Source organism: Streptomyces sp. NPDC002926, from assembly GCF_053591755.1.
Genome location: NZ_JBSFUK010000018.1, coordinates 66,607 through 88,910, shown reverse-complemented (window position 1 = coordinate 88,910; position 22,304 = coordinate 66,607). Strand labels below are relative to the sequence as shown.

21 protein-coding genes are annotated in these 22,304 nt (G+C 71.3%); 17 read left to right on the top strand and 4 right to left on the bottom strand.

The window, feature by feature from the left end; all coding sequences use genetic code 11:
• Window positions 1-74: 74 nt before the first annotated feature.
• The 4 genes from ACWDZ6_RS24030 (at window position 75) to ACWDZ6_RS24015 (ending at window position 4,643) form a co-directional block, all read left to right on the top strand.
• On the top strand, window positions 75-1,439 hold the full coding sequence (locus ACWDZ6_RS24030; protein ID WP_366735387.1) for a glutamine synthetase family protein: 1,365 nt from the start codon (window positions 75-77) through the stop codon (window positions 1,437-1,439).
• The gene (locus tag ACWDZ6_RS24025) at window positions 1,436-2,815 is read left to right on the top strand and encodes an aldehyde dehydrogenase family protein (RefSeq protein WP_451504453.1); all 1,380 of its coding nucleotides are present in this window, start codon (window positions 1,436-1,438) and stop codon (window positions 2,813-2,815) included. The genes ACWDZ6_RS24030 and ACWDZ6_RS24025 overlap by 4 nt, the downstream gene beginning before the upstream one ends.
• Before the next feature lie 5 nt (window positions 2,816-2,820).
• Entirely contained in the window at window positions 2,821-3,606 is a 786-nt protein-coding gene (locus ACWDZ6_RS24020; RefSeq protein ID WP_451504452.1) for a 3-oxoacyl-ACP reductase, read from the top strand.
• A gap of 74 nt (window positions 3,607-3,680) precedes the next feature.
• A complete protein-coding gene (locus ACWDZ6_RS24015; RefSeq protein ID WP_451504451.1) occupies window positions 3,681-4,643 on the top strand; it encodes a DUF2510 domain-containing protein in 963 nt (320 codons plus the stop codon).
• 185 nt (window positions 4,644-4,828) lie between these two features.
• On the opposite strand, the gene ACWDZ6_RS24010 is transcribed toward ACWDZ6_RS24015, so the two are convergent.
• A complete protein-coding gene (locus ACWDZ6_RS24010; RefSeq protein WP_366735391.1) occupies window positions 4,829-6,031 on the bottom strand; it encodes an amino acid deaminase/aldolase in 1,203 nt (400 codons plus the stop codon).
• A 928-nt stretch (window positions 6,032-6,959) separates the two neighbouring features.
• Between ACWDZ6_RS24010 and ACWDZ6_RS24005 the strand changes: the two genes are divergently transcribed.
• Both ACWDZ6_RS24005 and mycP read left to right on the top strand, forming a co-directional pair.
• Window positions 6,960-7,745, top strand: a complete 786-nt coding sequence (locus ACWDZ6_RS24005; protein WP_451504474.1) for a hypothetical protein — start codon at window positions 6,960-6,962, stop codon at window positions 7,743-7,745.
• Window positions 7,742-8,911: a type VII secretion-associated serine protease mycosin gene (gene mycP, locus ACWDZ6_RS24000; protein ID WP_451504450.1), complete on the top strand. Its 1,170-nt coding sequence runs from the start codon at window positions 7,742-7,744 to the stop codon at window positions 8,909-8,911. Before ACWDZ6_RS24005 ends, mycP begins: the two co-directional genes overlap by 4 nt.
• Here mycP and ACWDZ6_RS23995 read toward each other — a convergent pair.
• Entirely contained in the window at window positions 8,898-9,497 is a 600-nt protein-coding gene (locus tag ACWDZ6_RS23995; protein ID WP_451504449.1) for a serine hydrolase, read from the bottom strand. The genes mycP and ACWDZ6_RS23995 overlap by 14 nt on opposite strands.
• Window positions 9,498-9,520: 23 nt before the next feature.
• Between ACWDZ6_RS23995 and ACWDZ6_RS23990 the strand changes: the two genes are divergently transcribed.
• The gene (locus tag ACWDZ6_RS23990) at window positions 9,521-10,252 is read left to right on the top strand and encodes an SseB family protein (RefSeq protein WP_451504448.1); all 732 of its coding nucleotides are present in this window, start codon (window positions 9,521-9,523) and stop codon (window positions 10,250-10,252) included.
• A 3-nt stretch (window positions 10,253-10,255) separates the two neighbouring features.
• Here ACWDZ6_RS23990 and ACWDZ6_RS23985 read toward each other — a convergent pair whose 3' ends face one another.
• Window positions 10,256-10,615 carry a DUF1844 domain-containing protein gene (locus tag ACWDZ6_RS23985; RefSeq protein WP_326648700.1) on the bottom strand — a complete coding sequence of 120 codons (360 nt, stop codon included), beginning with the start codon at window positions 10,613-10,615 and terminating at the stop codon, window positions 10,256-10,258.
• A 353-nt stretch (window positions 10,616-10,968) separates the two neighbouring features.
• Between ACWDZ6_RS23985 and infC the strand changes: the two genes are divergently transcribed.
• The 10 genes from infC to ACWDZ6_RS23935 all read left to right on the top strand — a co-directional run bounded on the left by infC (window position 10,969) and on the right by ACWDZ6_RS23935 (window position 21,970).
• Window positions 10,969-11,655, top strand: coding sequence for a translation initiation factor IF-3 (gene infC, locus ACWDZ6_RS23980; RefSeq protein ID WP_326648699.1), 687 nt, complete (start codon window positions 10,969-10,971; stop codon window positions 11,653-11,655).
• Window positions 11,656-11,778: 123 nt separating this feature from the next.
• On the top strand, window positions 11,779-11,973 hold the full coding sequence (rpmI, locus tag ACWDZ6_RS23975; protein WP_326648698.1) for a 50S ribosomal protein L35: 195 nt from the start codon (window positions 11,779-11,781) through the stop codon (window positions 11,971-11,973).
• 109 nt (window positions 11,974-12,082) lie between these two features.
• A complete protein-coding gene (rplT, locus tag ACWDZ6_RS23970; protein WP_326648697.1) occupies window positions 12,083-12,475 on the top strand; it encodes a 50S ribosomal protein L20 in 393 nt (130 codons plus the stop codon).
• Window positions 12,476-12,640: 165 nt separating this feature from the next.
• On the top strand, window positions 12,641-13,480 hold the full coding sequence (locus ACWDZ6_RS23965) for a TrmH family RNA methyltransferase (RefSeq protein WP_451504447.1): 840 nt from the start codon (window positions 12,641-12,643) through the stop codon (window positions 13,478-13,480).
• A gap of 98 nt (window positions 13,481-13,578) precedes the next feature.
• The gene (locus ACWDZ6_RS23960) at window positions 13,579-14,700 is read left to right on the top strand and encodes an ATP-binding protein (protein ID WP_451504446.1); all 1,122 of its coding nucleotides are present in this window, start codon (window positions 13,579-13,581) and stop codon (window positions 14,698-14,700) included.
• 115 nt (window positions 14,701-14,815) lie between these two features.
• Window positions 14,816-15,943 (top strand): phenylalanine--tRNA ligase subunit alpha, encoded by a 1,128-nt coding sequence (gene pheS, locus ACWDZ6_RS23955; RefSeq protein WP_366736216.1) that lies wholly within the window; start codon window positions 14,816-14,818, stop codon window positions 15,941-15,943.
• Entirely contained in the window at window positions 15,943-18,471 is a 2,529-nt protein-coding gene (pheT, locus tag ACWDZ6_RS23950; RefSeq protein WP_451504445.1) for a phenylalanine--tRNA ligase subunit beta, read from the top strand. The genes pheS and pheT overlap by 1 nt, the downstream gene beginning before the upstream one ends.
• A gap of 166 nt (window positions 18,472-18,637) precedes the next feature.
• Entirely contained in the window at window positions 18,638-19,753 is a 1,116-nt protein-coding gene (locus ACWDZ6_RS23945) for a PP2C family protein-serine/threonine phosphatase (protein ID WP_451504444.1), read from the top strand.
• A 294-nt stretch (window positions 19,754-20,047) separates the two neighbouring features.
• Complete coding sequence (locus tag ACWDZ6_RS23940; RefSeq protein ID WP_451504443.1) at window positions 20,048-21,388, top strand: transcriptional regulator; 1,341 nt, start codon at window positions 20,048-20,050, stop codon at window positions 21,386-21,388.
• A 51-nt stretch (window positions 21,389-21,439) separates the two neighbouring features.
• Entirely contained in the window at window positions 21,440-21,970 is a 531-nt protein-coding gene (locus ACWDZ6_RS23935; protein WP_326648690.1) for an NUDIX hydrolase, read from the top strand.
• Window positions 21,971-21,980: 10 nt separating this feature from the next.
• On the opposite strand, the gene ACWDZ6_RS23930 is transcribed toward ACWDZ6_RS23935, so the two are convergent.
• On the bottom strand, window positions 21,981-22,238 hold the full coding sequence (locus ACWDZ6_RS23930) for a hypothetical protein (RefSeq protein WP_451504442.1): 258 nt from the start codon (window positions 22,236-22,238) through the stop codon (window positions 21,981-21,983).
• Between the last annotated feature and the right edge of the window lie 66 nt (window positions 22,239-22,304).

The window sequence follows — 22,304 nt, the reverse complement described above, 5'->3', positions numbered from 1 at the left end:
CCGTTTCCTCTTCCCAGATAATGGTCCTCGGTAATACCTTAAGGCTTCCGGCTGACCCAAGGAGGCGTAATCCCGTGGCAGACCGCAAAGCCCCGCTCGGGGTCGAGGAGCTTCGTGCCCTCGTCGCGAGCGGTGAGATCGACACAGTCGTCCTGGCCTTCCCCGATATGCAAGGACGGCTCCAGGGCAAGCGGTTCGCCGCGCCTTTCTTCCTCGACGAGGTTCTGGAACACGGCACCGAGGGCTGCAACTACCTCCTCGCCGTCGACACCGAGATGAACACCGTCGACGGCTACGAGATGTCCTCCTGGGAGCGGGGTTACGGCGACTTCGCCATGCACCCCGACCTCACCACACTGCGCCACATCCCCTGGAACGAGGGCACGGCGCTGCTCGTCGCCGACCTCGCCTGGAACGACGGCTCACCCGTTGTCGCCGCACCCCGCCAGGTGCTCCGCCGTCAGCTGGACCGCCTCGCCGAGCACGGCTTCACCGCGCATGTGGGCACCGAGCTCGAGTTCATCGTCTTCAGGGACACCTACGAGGAGGCCTGGGACCGCGACTACCGCGACCTCGTCCCGGCCAACCAGTACAACATCGACTACTCGGTTCTCGGTACCGGCCGTATCGAACCGCTGCTGCGCCGGATCCGCAACGAGATGGCCGCGGCCGGCCTGACCGTCGAGTCCGCCAAGGGTGAGTGCAACCCCGGCCAGCACGAGATCGCCTTCAAGTACGACGAGGCCGTGGTCACTTGCGACCAGCACGCCGTCTACAAGACCGGCGCGAAGGAGATCGCCTCCCAGGAAGGTGTCTCGCTCACCTTCATGGCCAAGTACAACGAGCGCGAGGGCAACTCCTGTCATATCCACCTCTCGCTCCAGGACGAGCACGGCACCAATGTCATGGCGGGCGATGGCCCCGGCGGAATGTCGCAGGTCATGCGGTACTTCCTGGCCGGGCAGCTGGCTGCGCTGCGTGAGTTCTCGCTGTTGTACGCGCCCAACATCAACTCGTACAAGCGCTTCCAGCCAGGCTCCTTCGCGCCGACCGCCGTCGCCTGGGGCTACGACAACCGCACCTGCGCGCTCCGCGTGGTCGGTCACGGCCGCTCGATGCGCTTCGAGAACCGGCTGCCGGGCGGCGACGTCAACCCGCACCTGGCCGTCGCAGGTCTGGTCGCCGCCGGTCTGTACGGCATCGAGCAGCAGCTGGAACTGCCGCAGGAGTGCACGGGCAACGCGTACACCGCCGGATACGCGCAGGTCCCCACCACACTGCGCGAAGCCGCCGAGCTCTGGGAGAACAGCCCCATCGCCAAGGCGGCCTTCGGCGACGAGGTCGTCGCGCACTACCGCAACATGGCGCGGGTCGAGCTGGAAGCCTTCGATGCCGCGGTGACCGACTGGGAGCTCCGCCGCTCCTTCGAACGTCTGTGAGGCACGCTGTGTCGTACACGCACCACGAGGTGCTCAACCCCGCCACCGGGCAGGTCATCGAGACCGTCCCGGCGACGACGGCGGCCGAGGTCGACGCCGCCGTCGCGCGGGCGGCGAAGGCCCAGCAGGGCTGGGCGGCCGCAGCCCCCGCGGACCGGGCCAGAGCGCTGCGCCGGTTCGCCGCGGTCGTCGACGAACACCTAGAGGAACTGGCCCGGTTGGAGGTCCGCGAGGCCGGGCACACGATCGGCAACGCCCGCTGGGAGGCCGGTAACGTCCGCGATCTCCTCGACTTCGCGGCCGGGGGAGTGGAGCGGCTCAACGGCCGCCAGATCCCTGTCGCCGGCGGACTCGACATCACGATCCTCGAACCTCTCGGCGTCATCGGCGTGATCGCGCCCTGGAACTTCCCCATGCCGATCGCCGCCTGGGGTACGGCCCCGGCCCTCGCCGCGGGCAACGCCGTCCTTCTCAAGCCGGCCGAGACGACCCCGCTGACCGCGCTGCGGCTCGCCGAACTCGCCCTGGAGGCGGGCCTTCCGGAGCATCTCTTCCAGGTGCTCCCGGGCGCGGGCGATGTCACGGGCAACGCGTTGGTCGAACACCCCGGCGTCGCGAAGATCGTCTTCACCGGGTCCACCCGGGTCGGCAAGCAGATCATGGCCAAGAGCGCCGATCGCCTGAAGCGCGTGACGCTCGAACTCGGCGGTAAGAGCCCCAACATCGTCTTCGCCGACTCCGACCTCGAGGCCGCGGTCGCCGCAACCCCCATGTCCTTTCTGGACAACTCGGGACAGGACTGCTGCGCACGCAGCCGTGTGCTGGTGCAGCGTTCCGTGTACGACCGCTTCCTCGAACTCCTCACCCCCGGGATCGAGTCCGTCGTCGTTGGTGATCCGTTCGACGAGAAGACCCAGATGGGTCCACTGATTTCGCAGGCTCAGCTGGAGAGGGTGCGTGGTTACGCACCCGAAGAGCTGAAGGGGATCCGCGGCACCGCCCCCGAAGGCCCCGGCTTCTGGTTCCCGCCGACGGTCCTCACCGACCTCGACCCGGACGCCCCGGCCGCCTGCGAGGAAGTCTTCGGCCCGGTCGCCGTCGTCCTCCCCTTCGAGGACGAGGCCGACGCGATCCGGCTCGCCAACGCCACCGAGTACGGCCTGTCCGGCTCGATCTGGACCCGCGACGTCGGCCGCGCGATCCGCGTCTCGCGTGCCGTCGCCGCCGGCAACCTCTCGGTCAACTCCCACAGCAGTGTCCGCTACTGGACCCCGTTCGGCGGCTACAAGCAGTCCGGAGTCGGCCGCGAACTGGGCCCGGACGCCCTCACCGCTTTCACCGAAACCAAGAACGTCTTCATCAGCACGGAGGCCTGAGCACCATGACCGACGCAACCCCCATCTGCCGCCGCCTGATCGGCCGTACCGCCGTCATCACCGGCGCGGGCAGCGGCATCGGCCGGGCCACCGCGCGCCGGCTGGCCTCCGAGGGAGCCAACGTCGTCTGCGGCGACATCGACGAGATCGCGGGCAAGGCGGCGGCCGAAGAGGTCGGCGGCACCTTCGTACGGGTCGACGTCACCAATGCCGAGCAGGTCGATGCCCTCTTCAAGACCGCGTACGACACCTACGGCAGCGTCGACATCGCCTTCAACAACGCGGGCATCTCACCGCCCGACGACGACTCCATCCTCACCACCGGACTCGAGGCCTGGCGGCGCGTCCAGGAGGTCAACCTCACCTCCGTGTACCTCTGCTGCAAGGCCGTCATCCCCTATATGCAGCGCCAGGGCCGCGGCTCCATCATCAACACCGCGTCGTTCGTGGCGATCATGGGCGCGGCGACCTCCCAGATCTCCTACACCGCGTCCAAGGGCGGTGTGCTCGCCATGTCGCGCGAGCTCGGCGTGCAGTTCGCCCGGGAGGGAATCCGGGTGAACGCGCTCTGTCCGGGGCCGGTCAACACCCCGCTTCTGCAGGAGCTGTTCGCCAAGGACCCGGAGCGCGCCGCGCGCCGGCTCGTCCACATCCCGGCCGGACGGTTCGCGGAGGCGGACGAGCTCGCCGCCGCCGTGGCCTTCCTCGCCAGCGACGACTCGTCGTTCATCAACGCCACCGACTTCCTGGTCGACGGCGGAATCTCGGGCGCGTACGTCACGCCTCTGTAGCCCGGCCCGGAGCACGGCCGCCGGGTGGTGGCCCGCGCTGTACCCGGCCTGAACCGGCCCCCTAGGGTGGCCGGATGAGCATGACGACACCCGCTGGCTGGTACCCGGACCCGAACGCGCCCGGCACCGAACGCTGGTGGGACGGGACCGCCTGGACCGCGCACACACGCACGGTCCAGGCGCAGGCCACGGCCGCCCCGGTTCCGGGCTTCGGCCCGCAGACCGTGCCGATGCATCAGCCGTCCCTCACACGCGGCGGGAACGGCGGCGGCAGGGGCCGTGTCGTCGCACTTGTCACCGCGGGCCTCGTGCTCGTCGGCGCGGTCGCCACCGGCGCCGTACTGCTCGGCAGGGACGACGGGTCCGCGAAGCCCGAGTCCGCGCCGACCGTCAGCGAACCGGTCCCCACCACGACCGGCCCCGGCAACAGCCCCGCCGCCGCCCCGTCGGCGACCGCCGGCTCCGACGACTCCGCCCTTCTGACCGACCAGCTCAACGGCATCTCCATGCCCATCCCGGCCGGCTGGGAGAAGTCCGACAGCTCCCTCGACGAGGGCACGACGATGGTGACCGACGAGACGTACGAGTGCCCCGCCGGCGGCTCGTCGCTCTGCCGGCACGGCCGGGTCTCGTCCATCACGGCCACGCAGACCGGTGAGACCTCCGTGGCGGCGCTGGCCAGGAAGGACATCGTGACGGCGGCGGACGACGCGTACGAGGAGGACGCCGTCGGCAGCCGGATCCACGGCGGCATCAAGTCCCATACGGTGCTCAAGTCGCAGTCCGTCGCGGTCGCCGGACGGGCCGGCTACCTCGTGCGCTGGCGGGTCACCACCGGAGCCGGTCCCGGCGGCTACGTCCAGTCGCTGGTCTTCCCCTCGACCGTGGGAAGCGAGGCAATGGTCGTCGTGCGCTTCGCCTTCGACGCGGGTCCGCAGGGGCCCAAGCTCACCGACATGGACAGGATCGCCGCGAGCATCCGCCCGATCGGCGACTCCACGAGCGGCGGAGTCGGCAGCAGCATCGGCCCGGGCTAGGTCATCAGGCCCTCCGGCGACCCAGGACATCGGGCCCTCCGGCGGTCGAGCACATCGGGCCGCCCGGCGGTCGAGCACATCGGGCCGTCCGGCGATCGATGACGAAACCGGCGGCCGGGGCGGCCCTCGCTGAACGCCTCGTACCCGGCCGAATGTCTTCCCCCTGCTCAGAGGGACGTGCGGCCCTAGAGGAAGGTGCGACCCTCGCCCCGGTACGTCGGCGCCGTGCCGGTCACCCGGTCCCCCTCGATCAACTGCAGAGTGTCGAAGCGCTCACACATCTCCCCGGCCTTGGCATGCCGGAACCACACCTTGTCGCCGATCAGCAGATCGTCGGCGGGCGCGCCGAGCAGCGGGGTCTGCACCTCGCCCGGCCCCTCCTGCGGGTCGTAGCGAAGACCTTCCGGGAGATACGGCACCGGCAGCCGGTCCGCACCCGCCGCGCCGGAGGCCGGGTAGCCGCCGCCGAGCACCGTGACCACGCCCACGCCCGGCCTGCGCACCACCGGCTGGGCGAAGAGTGCGGCCGGACGCCCCGTGAACGACGTGTAGTTGTCGAACAGCCGCGGTACGTACAGCCCGGAACCGGCGGCGATCTCCGTGACCGCCTCCTCGGCCGCGGTGTGCTGGACACTGCCGGTGCCGCCGCCATTGACGAATTCCAGGTCCGGGGTCACCGCCCGTACCGCGCGCACCACCGCAGCCCGCCGTGCCGCCAGCTCCCGGCGCGCGGCGCCCTGCATCAGCCGGATGGCGCGGGAGCGCACCGGGCGCCCGGCGAGGGAGTCGCCCACACCCGCGACATGCCCCTCGTACGCCATCAGCCCCACCAGCCGGAAGCCGGGGCGACGCGCGATCGTCCGGGCCAGCTCGGCCAGCTGGACCGGATCGCGCAGCGGGGAGCGCAGCGCGCCGATCCGCACCCGCCCGCCGAGCAACTTCAACGACGTGTCCAGCTCCAGACAGATCCGGACCTCCTCCGTGCCGCCGTCACGGGCGCGGTCGATCAGCTCCAGCTGAGCCGGATCGTCGACCATCACGGTCACCGCGGCGGCGAGCTTCGGGTCAGCGGCCAGCTCCGCGAAACCGGCCCGGTCCGCGGACGGGTACGCGAGCAGCACATCGTCGAAGCCCGACCTGGCCAGCCACAGGGACTCGGCCAGCGTGAAGGACATGATCCCGGCGAACCCGTCCCGCTCCAGCACCCGCTCCAGCAGCGCCCGGCAGCGTACGGACTTGCTCGCCACCCGGATCGGCTTGCCGCCCGCTCTGCGCACCAGATCGTCGGCGTTGGCGTCGAACGCGTCGAGATCGACGACGGCGAGCGGTGCGTCGAGCTGGGCGGTGGCCCTGTCGTAGCGGGCCCGGTCAGCGGCTCGGGGAGTCATGGCCCGAGCTTGCCAGACCGGATTACCGCAGGGTAGGGGGATGTTCTGGGCAGATCCCCCCGGACCCCCGGCCTCGTTGCCGCCGGGCTCGTTCCAGCCCGTAGAGTGACGGACACGCGGTGACGAACGGGCCTGCCCGGAAAGGCGAACCGTCGGTGTCCGTGGACGAGAAACAGGGGGCGGGATGAGCACGGAGGCGCAGCGACCTCCCGGCCCGCACTCGCCCCGGCCGGACGACGGGGAGACGGCGCCCGGCACCTCGCGTATCACTGATGCCCTGGTTCCGCCGGAGACGGCGCCGAGGGCGCTGCGCGCCTCCGGCATCACGCAATTCCTGCCGGCGGATCCGCCGCCCGCCCGTTCCGATGCCTCTTCGGCGACGGAACCCGAGCGTCACGGTGCCCCCGGCGGGCCGGACCGGCATCCGTCCACGACGGCCGGGCCCGCCGCCCGGCCCGGCGGCGAGGGTGCCACCGTCCCGGAGCCGTCCGGTGGAGCCGCCGCGGGCCGTCCTGCCCCAGGTGGCAGCGGCCGGCCGTTCGCCTCCCCGCCCACGCCGCGCGCGCCCGCCGCCGGGCCGCCGCTGCCCGGTCTCCCGCCGCGCCCTGGTACGCCCCGGCCCGGAACAGCCGCCTCCGCCGAGCGACACATGCCGCCGAGCCCCGCTGCGGCCCCGGACGAGACCGGCGTCCCCGCCGTCGAGACCACCACCAGGCTGCGGGCCGTCTCCGCGCCCCGACGCGCGCCCGTGCCCCCGCCCGTCTCCGCGCCCCTGCCGCCCCAGGCGCCGCCCCGGCCCACCGCCGCCCCCACCCGGCGCAGGCCCGTCGGGGCGGTCGACCTCACGCCGCGGCACGGTGCCGGGCAGCCCGGGGGCCACGCGGTTCCCGGCCCCCGCTCCTGGGCACCACCGGAGACGCCCGTCGAGATGACCACCCGGCTGCGCCCGGTGCGCACCCGGCGCCCGGGCCGCACCCTCGGCGCCCTCGCGTGTGTCGTACTCGGGCTCGGACTGATCGGCGGTGCGGCCACCGGCACCTGGCTCACCGGCGACTCGAGCGCGGACCCCACCGCCCGTACCGGCTACACCGAGGCGCGCACCCTCTGGCACAGCGTCCCCGTGGACACGCTGTTCCCGCGCACCCTCAACGGCGTCGGCGCCGGGCCCGGCCGCGCGGACCGGGTGTGGACCCGGATCGCCCTCGCGCCGGACGGCGCCTGCGCGATCGCCCTCGATCCGCTGCTGCTCAAGACCCTCCGGCCGGTCGGCTGCGTGCGGGTGCTGCGCGCCACCTACACCGACGCCACCACCAGCAGCGTCACCACCGTCGGCATGATCTTCACCGAGGCCGACGTGGATGCGATGAGCGCGCTGGACGCCCGCTTCACCTCGGAGGGGCTCGACGAGCGCCCCGATCTGATGCCCCGCACCCTCCCGGCCAAGAACACCGTCGCCGCCGGGTTCGGCAACGGCCAGCGCGCGAGCTGGACCGTGAGCGTGCTGACCGACGCGCCCGTCATCGTCTACGCCGTGTCCGGCTTCGCCGACGGGCGTGCCGTCACCGACCCCCAGCCCGCCGACGAGGCGAGGGCCGAAGGCGCGACCTCCGCGCCGGCCCAGGCCGGCCTCGGTCACGAGGCCAAGGGGATCGCCGACCGTATAGAGGCCGGTCTGCGCAAGACCGTCCGCACGGCCACGGAGAAGCCCGAATGACACGCCGCCGCCATCGCCTCGGCGCCGCCTGCGCGGCCGCCGCCTTCGTACTGCTGCCGGCGACTCCCGCGCACGCGGATGCCATACGGGCCCAGCAGTGGGCGCTCGACGCCATGAAGACCGACCAGGCCTGGGACATCACCAAGGGAAGCGGCATCACGGTCGCCGTCCTAGACACCGGCGTGGACGACAGCCACCCGGACCTCGCGGGCACCGTTCTCCCCGGCAAGGACTTCATCGGCTTCGGCGCGCAGCACGGCTCACGGGCCTGGGCCCGCCACGGCACCGCGATGGCCGGCATCATCGCCGCTCATGGCCATGGTTCCGGCCGCGAGGACGGCGTCATCGGCATCGCTCCCGAGGCGAAGATCCTCCCGGTCCGGGTCATCCTCGAAGGCACCGACAAGGCCCGCGACAAGGCCCGCAGCTCCCGCGGCACCGCGCTCGCCCAGGGCATCCGCTGGGCCGCCGACCAGGGCGCCGACGTCATCAACCTCTCCCTCGGCGACGACAGCGAGTCCGCGCACCCCGAGGCGGGCGAGGACGCCGCAGTGCAGTACGCACTCGCCAAAGGCTCCGTCGTCGTCGCCTCGGCGGGCAACGGCGGCGAGAAGGGCGATCACATCTCGTACCCCGCCGCCTACCCCGGCGTGATCGCCGTGACGGCCGTCGACCGCTTCGGCACCCACGCCGCCTTCTCCACCCGCCGCTGGTACGCCACCGTCAGCGCCCCCGGCGTCGACATCGTCATCGCCGATCCCGACCGGAAGTACTACCAGGGCTGGGGCACCAGCGCCGCGTCCGCGTTCGTCTCCGGCGCGGTCGCCCTGGTGCGGGCCGCCCACCCGGGCCTGGCTCCCGCCCAGATCAAGAAGCTCCTCACCGACACGGCCCGGAGCGGGCACAAGAGCGCCCGCGACGACTCCAAGGGCTACGGCATGGTCGATCCGGTCGCCGCGATCAAGGCGGCGGCGAAGCTGCGCCCCGCGGATCCGAAGGCGGCCACTGCCGGCTACGGCAAGCAGTACTTCGGCTCCGGTCCCGTCGCCGTGAAGGAGGACGCGGAACCGGCGGGCTGGCTCGCCCCGCTGGCCGGCGGAGTCGGCGCCCTGCTTCTGGCGGGAGCCGTGGTGCTCTGGCGCGGCGGCCGGGTCAGCAGGGACTGACCGCCTCCCGCACGGCTTCCTCGACGCGCGCGATACCCGCCTCCATCGTCGGATGCCCGTCGGAGAGCACCGCGATCGGACGGCCACCGGCCCGCCCGACGGAGTGGACGACCCACAGCCCGGTGTCGCGCATCGGCATCCAGCCGTTCTTCAGCGCCCACTCACCGCCCGCGGCCGACACCCCCCAGTTCTGGCCGTCGACCACCTGCTCCATCAAGGAGCGCAGACACGCGTAGGGCCCGCCGAACACAGCCCGCATCAGGGTGAGCTGATCCCGTGCGGTGGTCCGGGTCAGCCCCCACGCCGACTCCGCCCGGGTCCCGGTGAGCCCGAGCCGTTCGTGTGCGACGTCCAGCCCGGCCGCGCCGCCGATCGTCTCCCACAGCACCGACGCCGCGTCGTTGTCGCTCCGCACGATCATGGCGCGGGCGAGCGCCCGCTCCCGCGTGGTCAGCGCACGCCCCCGCTGCAGCAGCGCGGCCAGGATCGAGACCTTCACGATGCTCGCCGAGGGATAGGTCCGCTGCTCGCCGTAGGAGCGGCCTGGCAGGGCGACCGAGACGGCTACCGGGACACTGGCACTCATACCAGGGAGGTTAGGGTCGACCTGTGGCGCTCAAGAACATCCCGGACCCCGGATTCTCCGACGACGACGGCGCGGCCGATCCCGCGCTGACGGCGGCCCTCGCCGCCTGGGCGGACGACGGAACCGCCGTACGGCCGGTCCTCGAAGCCCTCCGCACCGCCCGGCTGCTGGTCCCCGTCGTCGCCGTGCTGGGCGAGGTCGAGGAGGACGAGAAGGGACTGCGCCGCGAGAAGACCAGCGATATGGCGGTGCCGACGCTGACCGCGGGCGACCGCCGCGCCCTGCCGGCCTTCACCTCGATCGCGTCGCTCGCCCGCTGGAACCCCGAGGCCCGTCCCGTCGCCGTACCGCTCCACCAGGCGCTGCAGGCGGCGGCCCACGAAAAGGCCGACACGGTGGTGCTCGATCTGGCGGGCCCCGTCCCGTACCAGCTGACCGGCCCTGCACTGCTCGCCCTCGCCGAGGGGCGTACGAATCCCGACCCGCTCCAGGACCCCACGGTCATCGCCGCGGTGACGGCCGCGGTCGCCGCCGAGCCCGCGGTGCTCCGGGCCCATCTCGGCCCGGGCGGCGCGGACGGCACCCTGGCCCTGATCCTCGCCCGGGACGCGGCCCCCGCCGAGACGGCCCGGCGCGTCGCCGAGGCACTGGCGGCGGACGACGCACTGAGGGCCCGCCTGGTGCGGGGCCTCGACCTGGCGCTGCTGCCGGCCGAGGCCACGCCTTCGGGCGAGCCCCTGTTCGTACGTGAGTAGCGGCTAGCCGTAAACGGGTCCGGTGTACTTCTCTCCCGGGCCCTGGCCGGGCTCGTCCGGCACCAGCGACGCCTCGCGGAACGCCAGCTGCAGCGACTTCAGCCCGTCACGCAGCGGTGCCGCGTGGAAGGAGCTGATCTCGGTCGCGCTCGCGTCCATCAGACCGGCCAGCGCATGCACCAGCTTGCGGGCCTCGTCCAGGTCCTTGTGGTCCGCGCCGTCCTCGGTCAGACCGAGCTTGACGGCGGCGGCGCTCATCAGGTTCACCGCGACCGTGACGATCACCTCGACGGCGGGGACCTCCGCGATGTCGCGGGTCATGTCGTCGAAGCCGGGAGATTCATTGGGGGTCGCGTCACTCATGACGCACACGATAGGCCCCGGCCGGCCGCGTCCGGCCGCTGACCCCAATTAGCCGTGTTCGGCCGAAGCTGCTAACCTTGTGTAACGACCGGCCGGACACGTGTGTGCCCGGCCCACAAGTGGAGGCTCCGATCTCCCACCTGGCCGCCCTTCTGGGCGGCGGGTCACCGGTCAGGTGGCGCCCATCGTTCCGTACGGACGATGGAAGTCGCCCGATGTGCGCCCCGCGGTTGACCGCGGCGGTGCTCCGGTATTCGAGGAGCTGCCGCCTGTGTCCCGTCCGGGGCGTTTTTGATGACCCGGTGCGGTTGGTCTTACAAAACAGACGTTACGCGGCTGCCTGCCAGACATCCGTGTGGTGCTACCTAGGAGGATCCATCAGCGCCGAGCCCCGCATCAACGACCGGATTCGCGTTCCCGAAGTGCGACTTGTCGGTCCCAGCGGCGAGCAGGTCGGGATTGTTCCGCTTGCCAAGGCCCTCGAGCTTGCGCAGGAATACGACCTCGACCTGGTCGAGGTCGCGGCAACCGCCCGGCCGCCCGTGTGCAAGCTCATGGACTACGGGAAGTTCAAGTACGAGTCGGCCATGAAGGCCCGTGAGGCGCGCAAGAACCAGGCGCACACGGTCATCAAGGAGATGAAGCTCCGGCCGAAGATCGACCCGCACGACTATGACACCAAGAAGGGTCACGTCGTCCGGTTCCTCAAGCAGGGTGACAAGGTCAAGATCACGATCATGTTCCGTGGTCGTGAGCAGTCCCGCCCCGAGCTTGGCTTCCGCCTGCTGCAGCGTCTCGCTTCGGACGTCGAGGACCTCGGCTTCATCGAGTCCAACCCGAAGCAGGACGGCCGGAACATGATCATGGTTCTCGGCCCGCACAAGAAGAAGACCGAGGCCATGGCCGAGGCGCGTGAGGCCCAGGCCGCCCGCAAGGCGGAGCGTCAGGGTTACACGCACGAGGAGTCGGCGGACGAGGCTGCGAAGGCTCCGGCCGAAGCACCCTCCGAGACGCCTTCCGAGACGCCCTCCGAGGCGTGATCCAGGGGGCTGCCACCCAGGCGGCCCCGGGTCCCGCCCGGAAACCCACAAACCAAGATCTGACGCTCCTGTTGTCCGGTGTCCGCACCGGGGGAGCGCCACTGACGAGGAGATAACGGCGCGATGCCGAAGAACAAGACGCACAGCGGTGCCAAGAAGCGCTTCAAGATCACCGGCTCCGGCAAGGTGCTCCGTGAGCGTGCCGGCAAGCGCCACCTGCTCGAGCACAAGTCGTCGAGGCTGACGCGTCGCCTCACCGGCAACGCCGAGATGGCCCCGGGTGACTCGAAGACCATCAAGAAGCTTCTCGGCAAGTGACGCTCGTGTCCCCGGTCCCCGGGGACACGAGCCGAGACCGGGACCAATTCGTTTCCGGGCCGGGGTGAGTCGAACTCTCAATCCCAGCCCCGCTACAAGGAGTTAACAAGTGGCACGCGTCAAGCGGGCAGTCAACGCCCACAAGAAGCGCCGGGCAATTCTCGAGGCCGCCAGCGGTTACCGCGGTCAGCGTTCCCGCCTGTACCGCAAGGCCAAGGAGCAGGTCACCCACTCCCTGGTCTACAACTACAACGACCGCAAGAAGCGCAAGGGCGACTTCCGTCAGCTGTGGATCCAGCGCATCAACGCCGCTGCCCGCCAGAACGGCATGACGTACAACCGCCTCATCCAGGGTCTGAAGGCCGCCAACATCGAGGTGGACCGCAAGATCCTGGCCGAGCTCGCGGTCAACGACGCCAACGCGTTCGCCGCGCTCGTCGAGGTCGCCCAGAAGGCGCTTCCGAGCGACGTCAACGCCCCGAAGGCCGAGTCGGCGGCCTGACGGCCCCGTCGAGCCGACCGGACCCGCAGGCCTTTGGCCTGCGGGTCCGGTGTGTTTGGAGTTGTTTCGGGGGTGGCCCCGAACCCCCGCCGGCTCCCGGGCGGGGACATCGCACAGGTCCGTCCGGGCCGACCCCGGAACCCGAATCAGAGAGCCGCAGGCGACATGGGCACCCCCGAGCTGATCTCCCCGCGTTCCCCGCGCGTCACCGCCGCCCGGCGGCTTGCCAAGCGCGCCTTCCGCGGCAAGGAGCGGCTGTTCATCGCCGAGGGGCCGCAGGCCGTGCGCGAGGCCGTCGCCCACCGCGGCCCCGGCGGTGAGCCCACCCTGGTCGAGCTCTTCACCACCGTCGATGCCGCCGAGCGGTACGCGGACATCGTCGGCGCCGCCCGTGCCGCCGGGGTCCGGGTGCACCACGCCTCCGACGCGGTGCTCGCCGAGGTGTCCCAGACCGTCACCCCGCAAGGCCTGGTCGGGGTCTGCCGCTTCCTGGACTCGCCGTTCGAGGACATCCTCGCGGCCCGGCCCAGGCTCGTCGCGGTCCTCGCGCACGTACGCGACCCGGGCAACGCCGGCACGGTACTGCGCTGCGCGGACGCCGCGGGCGCCGACGCCGTCGTCCTCACCGATGCCTCCGTGGACCTCTACAACCCCAAGTCGGTACGGGCGTCGGTCGGTTCGCACTTCCACCTGCCCGTCGCGGTCGGCGTGCCTGTAGAGCAGGCCGTCCAGGGGCTGCGCGACGCCGGAGTGCGCGTACTGGCCGCCGACGGCGCGGGCGACGACGACCTGGACGACGAACTCGACGCGGGCACCATGGGCGGCCCCACCGCCTGGATCTTCGGCAATGAGGCCTGGGGCCTGCCGGAGGAGACCCGAGCGCTCGCGGACGCGGTGGTGCGCGTCCCGATCCATGGAAAGGCCGAGAGCCTGAACCTCGCGACCGCCGCAGCCGTATGTCTCTATGCCTCGGCGCGTGCACAGCGCACAGGCAGTGCTCGCTGACCAGGAGTACTCGCTCAGGGGGTCCGCTCCGTCACTTCCAGCTAGTAGGGTGACGGGCTCGGGGGCCCACTGCACCGGCGGAGAGGTGGGGTACGGGGATGGCTGTCGGGACGAGCAGGCCCGCGGGGACACACGGGGCGTTGCTGTGTCATTCCGAGGGCCCCGACATGTTCGGAATCGACCCCGACGATCTTCCCGACGGACTGGTCGTCGCCGACGAGACCGGCCGGGTGATCTGCTTCAACGACGCGGCCGTACGGATCACCGCCGTGTCCAAGGCCGATGCGCTGGGCCTGCCGCTGGAGCGCGCGCTGCCGCTGGAGGACCTCAAGGGCCGCCGCTGGTGGACGCTGACCGATCCGTACGGCGGACTCGCCACCCGCGTCGGCCAGCCCGAGCGCAATCTCCTGCTCCCCGGCGGCCGTGAAGTCCTCGTCTCCGCCCGCTATGTGCGCGAGCGCCCGACCGGTCCCCTGCGCAGGCTGGTCATCAGCCTGCGCGGCACCGAGGCACGGCGCCGTACCGAACGCAGCCATGCCGAGCTGATCGCCACCGTCGCCCATGAACTGCGCTCCCCGCTCACCTCCGTCAAGGGCTTCACGGCGACGCTGCTCGCCAAGTGGGAGCGCTTCACCGACGACCAGAAGCGGCTGATGCTCGAGACCGTCGACGCCGACGCGAACCGCGTCACCCGGTTGATCGCCGAGCTGCTCGACATCTCCCGTATCGACTCCGGGCGGCTCGAAGTGCGCCGCCAGCCCGTCGACATCGCGGCGGCCGTCGGGCGGCACATCCAGGCACACATAGCCAGCGGCCAGCGGCCGGACCGGTTCTTCGTACGTATCCAGCGGCAGCTGCCCGACATGTGGGCCGATCCTGACAAGATCGACCAGGTGCTCGGCAATCTGCTGGAAAATGCCGTGCGCCACGGCGAGGGAACCGTCACCATCGAGGTGGCACCGGCATCCGCGAAGGACGACGAGAAGGGAACGGCCGTCACCGTGAGCGACGAAGGCCCCGGCATCCCCGAGGAGTCGATGGGCCGTGTCTTCACCCGCTTCTGGCGGGGAAGCAAGCGCGGTGGTACCGGGCTCGGTCTCTACATCGTCAAGGGCATCGTCGAGGCGCACGGTGGCACGATCACCGTCGGCCGCGGACCCGGCGGCGGCGCCGAGTTCCGATTTATTCTGCCCGTCGGCGCCCCGGCCTACCTGGCCTGAGCAGCCCGCGGGCTCATTCGCCTCTCCATACCCCGTTAGACTCGTCCTTTGGCACCTTTGCGTCCTCGGTCGTCGAGCGGGGGCCCCAGCCAGCCCATCGGAAGTACGGGAAGAGATGTCCGCACCCAATAAGTCGTACGACCCTGTTGAGGTCGAGGCACTGAAACCGGAAGAGATCGAGCGCATGCGGGACGAGGCGCTCGCCGCCTTCGCCGCCGCGGGCGACCTCGAGGCTCTCGCCCACGCGAAGGTCGCGCACACCGGTGGCGCCTCGCCGCTCGCGCTTGCCAACCGGGAGATCGGCGCGCTGCCGCCGCAGGCAAAGGCCGAGGCCGGCAAGCGCGTGGGCCAGGCCCGCGGCGCCGTGAGCAAGGCCCTCGCCGCCCGCCAGACCGAGCTCGAGGCCGAGCGCGACGCCCGGGTGCTCGTCGAGGAGGCAGTGGATGTCACGCTGCCCCACGACCGGATCCCGGCCGGCGCCCGCCACCCGCTCACCACGCTCATGGAGCGGCTCGAGGACATCTTCGTATCCATGGGGTACGAGGTCGCCGAGGGCCCCGAGGTCGAGGCGGAGTGGTTCAACTTCGACGCCCTGAACTTCGTGCCCGACCACCCGGCGCGCCAGATGCAGGACACCTTCTTCGTCCAGGGGCCCAAGGGCACCACGGACGACGAGTCCGGCATCGTGCTGCGTACGCACACCTCGCCGGTCCAGGCCCGCACCCTGCTCGACCGCGAGCCGCCTGTCTATGTCGTCGTGCCCGGCCGCGTGTACCGCACCGACGAACTGGACGCGACGCACACCCCGGTCTTCCACCAGATCGAGCTGCTCGCCGTTGACGAGGGCCTGACCATGGCCGACCTGAAGGGCACCCTGGACCACATGGTCCAGGCACTCTTCGGCCGGGACATGAAGACCCGGCTGCGCCCGAACTTCTTCCCGTTCACCGAGCCGTCCGCCGAGATGGACATGGTCTGCTACGTGTGCCGCGGCGAGTCCGTCGGCAATCCGGACCGGCCGTGCCGCACCTGCGGCAGCGAGGGCTGGATCGAGCTCGGCGGCTGCGGCATGGTCAACCCCAAGGTGCTCATCGCCTGCGGCGTCGACCCCGAGAAGTACAGCGGATTCGCCTTCGGGTTCGGCATCGAACGGATGCTGATGTTCCGCCACAACGTCGAAGACATGCGAGACATGGTCGAGGGTGACGTCCGGTTCACCCGGCCGTTCGGGATGGAGATCTGATGCGGGTCCCGCTTTCCTGGCTGCGGGAGTACGTCGACCTGCCGGCGACGGAGACCGGCCGTGACGTCCAGGCCAAGCTCGTTTCCGCCGGCCTCGAGGTCGAGACCGTCGAGCAGCTCGGCGCCGGGCTCAAGGGCCCCCTCGTCGTCGGACAGGTGCTGACCATCGAGGAGCTGACGGAGTTCAAGAAGCCCATCCGCTTCTGCACCGTCGACGTCGGCATGGCCAATGGCACCGGTGCGCCGCAGGAGATCGTCTGCGGCGCGCGCAACTTCTCGGTCGGCGACAAGGTCGTCGTGGTCCTGCCGGGCGCCGTGCTGCCGGGTGACTTCGCGATCGCGGCGCGCGAGACGTACGGCAAGACCTCGCACGGCATGATCTGCTCCGGCGATGAGCTGGGCATGGGCGACGACGGCTCGCACGGCATCATCGTGCTGCCGCCGGAGTACGAGGCCGGCACCGACGCCGTCGAGCTTCTGGAGCTCGTCGACGAGGTCCTCGACATCGCCGTCACGCCGGACCGCGGATACTGCCTCTCGATGCGCGGCGTCGCCCGCGAGACCGCCATCGCGTACGGCCTGCCGCTGCGCGACCCTGCGCTGCTCGACGTCCCCGCCCCGAACTCCTTCGGCCACGTGGTGAAGGTCGCCGACCCGAAGGGCTGCGACCGCTTCACCGCGCGTACGGTCGTCGGCCTGGAGCCCGAGGGCCGCTCCCCGATCTGGCTGCAGCGCCGGTTGCAGAAAGCCGGGATGCGCCCGATCTCGCTCGCTGTCGACGTCACCAACTACGTGATGCTCGAGCTCGGCCAGCCGCTGCACGCCTACGACCGCTCCCGTCTCGACGGACCGATCGGAGTGCGCCGCGCCGAGCACGGCGAGAAGCTGACCACCCTCGACGGCGTCACGCGCGTCCTGGACTCCGAAGACCTGGTCATCACCGACAACCGCGGGCCGATCGGCCTCGCGGGTGTCATGGGCGGCGCCAACACCGAGATCGCCGACGCCGCGGCCGACCCCGAGACCGGTCAGATCCGGGGCACCACCGAGGTCGTCATCGAGGCCGCGCACTTCGACGCGATCACCATCGCCCGTACCGCGCGCCGCCACAAGCTGGCCTCCGAGGCGTCCAAGCGCTTCGAGCGGGGCGTCGACCCGCAGGCCGCGGCCGCCGCCGCGCAGCGGACCGTCGACCTGCTGGTGCTGCTCGCGGGTGGCACCGCCGAGGCAGGCGTCACCGAGGTCGTCGCGCCGTCCGTGCCTCGTACGATCTCGATGCCGGCGGATCACCCGGACCGCGTCGCGGGCGTCGACTACGGACGCGAGACTGTCGTACGCCGCCTCCAGGAGGTCGGTGCGGACGTCTACGGACAGGACGAACTGGTCGTCGCCGTCCCGTCCTGGCGTCCCGACCTGAGCGAGCCGAACGACCTCGCCGAAGAGGTCATCCGGCTCGAGGGCTACCAGAACCTGCCGTCGACGCTGCCCACACCGCCGCCCGGCCGTGGGCTCACCCCACGGCAGCGGCTGTACCGCCGCGTCGGCCGCGCGCTGGCCGGCGCCGGCTATGTCGAGGCGCTGAACTACCCGTTCATCGGCGAACAGATCCTCGATCAGCTCGCGATCCCGGCGGACGACACCAGCCGCCGGCTGGTCAAGCTGGTCAACCCGCTCTCCGACGAGGAGCCCGCGCTGCGCACCACGCTGCTGCCGGGACTGCTCGGCGCGCTGCGCCGCAATGACGGCCGCGGCAGCCACGACCTGGCCCTCTTCGAGACCGGCCTGGTCTTCCAGGCCCCCACGCAGGAGGGCATCGCGGTGCGGCTGCCCGTCCACCGCCGTCCGACCGACGAGGAGATCGCCGGACTGACCGGGGTGCTGCCGGTGCAGCCACGCCATGTCGCGGTCGTGCTCGCCGGTGCGCGTGAGCAGGCCGGCTGGTGGGGCAAGGACCGGCCGGCCGACTGGGCCGACGCGGTCGAATCCGCCCGCACGGTCGCGAGCGAGGCCGGGGCCGAACTGATCGTCCGCCAGGGCCAGTACGGACCGTGGCACCCGGGCCGGTGCGCCGAGCTCGCCGTGGTGATCGACGGAGCGGAGCAGACCGTCGGATACGCCGGTGAGCTGCACCCGCGCGTGGTGAAGGCACTGCATCTGCCCGCGCGCAGCTGCGCGATGGAGCTGAACCTGGATCTGCTGGAGCAGGCCTCGCAGGGCGCGCTTCAGGCGCCGCGGATCTCCACGTTCCCGGTGGCGACCCAGGACGTCGCGCTCGTGGTCGACGAGCGGGTGCCGGCCGCGGAGGTCGAGCAGGTGCTGACCGAGGGCGCGGGTGAACTGCTGGAGTCCATCCGGCTGTTCGATGTATTTGTCGGGTCGCAGATCGGCGAGGGCAAGAAGTCGCTGGCGTACGCGCTGCGGTTCCGTGCCTCCGACCGGACGCTGACGGTCGAGGAAGCCTCGGCCGCCCGCGACGCGGCGGTGGCGCTCGCCGCCGAGCGCACCGGGGCGGTACTGCGCGGAGCCTGACCGCTCCCGGCCTGTTGAGGGGCGCGCCCGGACACCGGGCGCGCCCCTCACTCATTTGGGTGAGAACGTGGGGCGTTGTCCCTTCCGGGCTGGGTCGATCGAAAGAATCGTCCTGGCCGTGGGGGCCTGCCTGCGTGCCGGACAGGGCCTATGAGGGGACCACCGCATGATCCGTATCAGCAGGTCCGGTGGAGGTCCCTTTCCGGCCTCGCGGTGGGTGAGGTCCGCGCGCGCCGACCATTCGCGGGTACGGCGACTGCTTCCTCTGGTCCTTCCCGCCGTCTGCGGCTCCGCCGCGATCACCTGGAAGATCGCCTGTCCGTCCCCCCAGCCGGAGAGCCTCGGGCAGCGGGTGGCGACCGGCGTCGTTTTCCTCTCGGTCGGCACCGGTCTTGTCCTCGGTGTCCGGCACGGGCTGAACCGTGAGCTCAGACGGATGAGCGAAATCGCCGAAGCCGCCCATCGGGTGCTGCTGCGGCCGCTGCCGGACCGTCTCGACGGACTCACCCTCGCCGCGAGCCAGCTCTCGGTGAGCCGTGGCGCCGCGGTCGGGGGCGATCTGTACGAGGCCGTGGCCACCCCGTACGGCGTGCGGATTGTCATCGGCGACGCCCGCGGGCACGGGCTGCCCGCGATAGGGGCGGCGGCCGCGGTTCTCGGCAGCTTCCGGGAGGCCGCGTACGACGAGCCCGAACTGGACGGCGTACTGCGGAGGTTGGACCGGTCGATCCAGCGGCATCTGCGGGAGCGGGCGCGGGAGGAGCATCCGGCCGCCGGCGGGGGAGAGCCGGACTGTCCGGCGGCGGAGGATTTCGTCACCGTGCTGCTGCTGGAGATCGGGCAGGACGGCGGCGTACTGGCGCTCAACTGCGGTCATCCATGGCCGTACCGGCTCTGCCGCCGGGCCGAACCGCTGGCCTGCGCGGACCCGCTGCCACCGCTCGGTCTGTTCCCGCTCCCGGCCGAGCTGCCCCTCCACCGGTGCGCCCGGCTGCGCTCCGGCGAGGCGCTGTTCCTGCACACGGACGGGGCTGCGGACGCCCGTGACGCGTCGGGGACGTTCTTCGGTCTGGAGGCCGTTCTCGACGAGGCCGCGCTCGGCTCGCCGGTTTCGCCCGCTGCCGTGATCGCCACCGTTCGCTCGCAGTTGCTGCGTCACACCGGCGGTCGTCTCGCCGACGATGTGGCGCTGCTGGTGCTGCGCAACGACCGCGCGCGGGTACCGGCGCAGTCCGGAGATGCCGCCCTGCGCCGTACCCGGCCGGAACCCTCCAATCGCTAGCTTCATCCGCGGCCATGTGCAGCGATCGGCAACCAAGGGATTGCCGTGCGGCCGGCGCCGCCCGCCCTGCCGCGGAGTGTCGGGCAGATCAGCAGGGCAGACGACGCAATCTAGGGCCGTCGCACTGTACGAGGGGGAGCCGACGGCCCGGCCGCCTCTGTGAGAGGCACCCCAGTCAACCGGCGCGGCCGGCGTGGCGGCAGAGCGCGCGGGGCACAGATGAGGGCACTTGGTTCACACCCCGTGCGAATCGCCCTCCACTACGCTGAGCCCACCGAGCCACCGGAGGGGCACATGCAGCCCAATACCCTGCTCGACGCCCTGCTCGACGAGGCGGGCATCTCCAACGCGGGCCTCGCCGCCAGGGTCAACCAGGCCGGCCGGGCAAGAGGTCTGGAACTGCGCTACGAACACACGGCCGTGGCCCGCTGGCTGAAGGGCCAGCGCCCGCGCGGCCAGGTGCCCGACCTGATCTGCGAGGTGCTCGCCGGCCGGCTGCACCGGGCGATAGTCCTCGGCGACATCGGCCTCGGCGTGCCGGGCGAGTCCGTGACACAACTCGGCTCGCCGCTCTCCGGTTTCGTGGAGCGGGCCACCGCGATGTGGCGCTCCGACGAACAGCAGCGGCGGCACATCATCGAGGCGCCCGCGGTCACCGGCACCCCCGCCGTCATGCCCGTATGGGAGTGGGAGAACCCGCCGGAGGATTCGGATGTCTCGCGCTCGGGACAGACGCGCGTCAGCATGGCCGACATAAAGATGCTGCGCGCCGCCCGTGCGCACTACGAGCTGATGTACCGGAAGGCGGGCGGCATCGCGACCCGCGCCCGCATCGTCGGCTTCCTCAACGCCGAGACCGCGCCGCTGCTCCGCGGTGGCTACAGCGACGCACTCGGCCGCCAACTGCACCGGGCGACGGGCGGTCTGGTGTCCGTCGCCGGCATCTGCGCCTACGACTCCAACGCGCACGGCCTCGCCCAGCGCTACTTCCACCAGGCGCTGCGGCTGGCAAAGGCCAGCGGGGACCGGGGACTTGGCGCATATGTGATCGCGCTCCTGGTCAACCAGTCGCTGTTCATGGCGGAGCACCGGCAGGCGGTGGCCTTCGCGGAGGCGGCGCTGCGTGCCGCGGGAGCGCAGCTCACTCCGGCGCTGGCCGCCGATCTGTACGCGATGCAGGCGAAGGCGTACGCCCATCTCGGCGACGGCCGCAGCGCCTTGCGGTGCATCCGGCGCGCGGAGCTGGAGGCGGAGCGGATCCGTCCGGGGTGCGAGCCGGACGAGACCGGTTATGTCCAGCCGGGCCTGGTGAATGTCCAGGTGGCGGAGGCCCTGCTCAGCCTGGGGGATCTGACGGCGGCACGGGAGCATGCCGCGGCGGCCGTCGACACTCCGGCGCACGACCGCGGCCGGGTGCACCGGCTCGCCATGCTCAGCCAGATCGAGCTGCGTCAGGGCGAGGTGGACCGGGCGGCGAAGACGGCGGCGGAGATGGTGGAGCGGGCCAAGGGGATGGAGTCGCAGCGGCTCCGGGACCGGCTGCGGGCGGTACGCGAGCATCTCGTGGCGAGCGGTTGCACCAACGCCGACGAGGCCGCCGAACTCATCGACGGGGCACTGCGCGTTCCCCTCTGACCGAGCTCCTGCTGCGATATTGCCATCTACTTGTCGGAAGGTGGCAGAAAAGTGCAGTGGACGAAATTAAGCGAACAAACTGTGTATGAAAACCGTTGGTTCAGGGTCAACCTGGCCGATGTCGAGCTCCCCGACGGCCGGCACCTGGACCACTTCCTCATCCGGCTCCGCCCGGTCGCCGTCGCGACTGCGGTCAACAGGGCCAACGAGGTGCTGATGCTCTGGCGGCACCGCTTCATCACCAACAGCTGGGGCTGGGAGCTCGCCGCCGGCGTCGTCGAGGACGGCGAGGACATCGCGGCCGCGGCCGCCAGGGAGATGGAGGAGGAGACCGGCTGGCGTCCGGGTCCTCTCCAGCACCTCCTGACCGTCGAACCGTCCAACGGCCTCACCGACGCCCGGCATCATCTCTACTGGTCCGAGGACGCGACGTACATCGGGCATCCGGAGGACGACTTCGAGTCCTCGCGCCGCGAGTGGATACCGCTGAAGCTGGTGCCCGACATGATCGCCCGCGGTGAGGTCCCGGCCGCCAATATGGCGGCCGGGCTGCTGATGCTTCACCATCTGCGGCTGGGCTGACGCCCGGCGGCTACCGGCCCACGGCCTGCCACACCGTTACCGCCAGCGCTCCGAGCGCGGTCAGCGCGGCAACGGCGGGCAACGGCCACCTGGCGTGCTCGAGTGCCCCGACGCGCGCGGCCAGATCGGTCAGCTCCCGGTCGATCTGGCCGTTGCGCTGCGCGAGCAGCGCCAGATGTCCGTCTATCCGGGCGAGGCCGACGTCGAGGCTGCGGCGTATCTCGGCGAACTCTTCGACGACCACTAAATGATCAGGGTCGTTGGTCACGGAACGGCTCCTCTACGGGAAGTTGTGCAGCGGACCCTTGACTGAGCGGAACCGAGTCAACTCTCC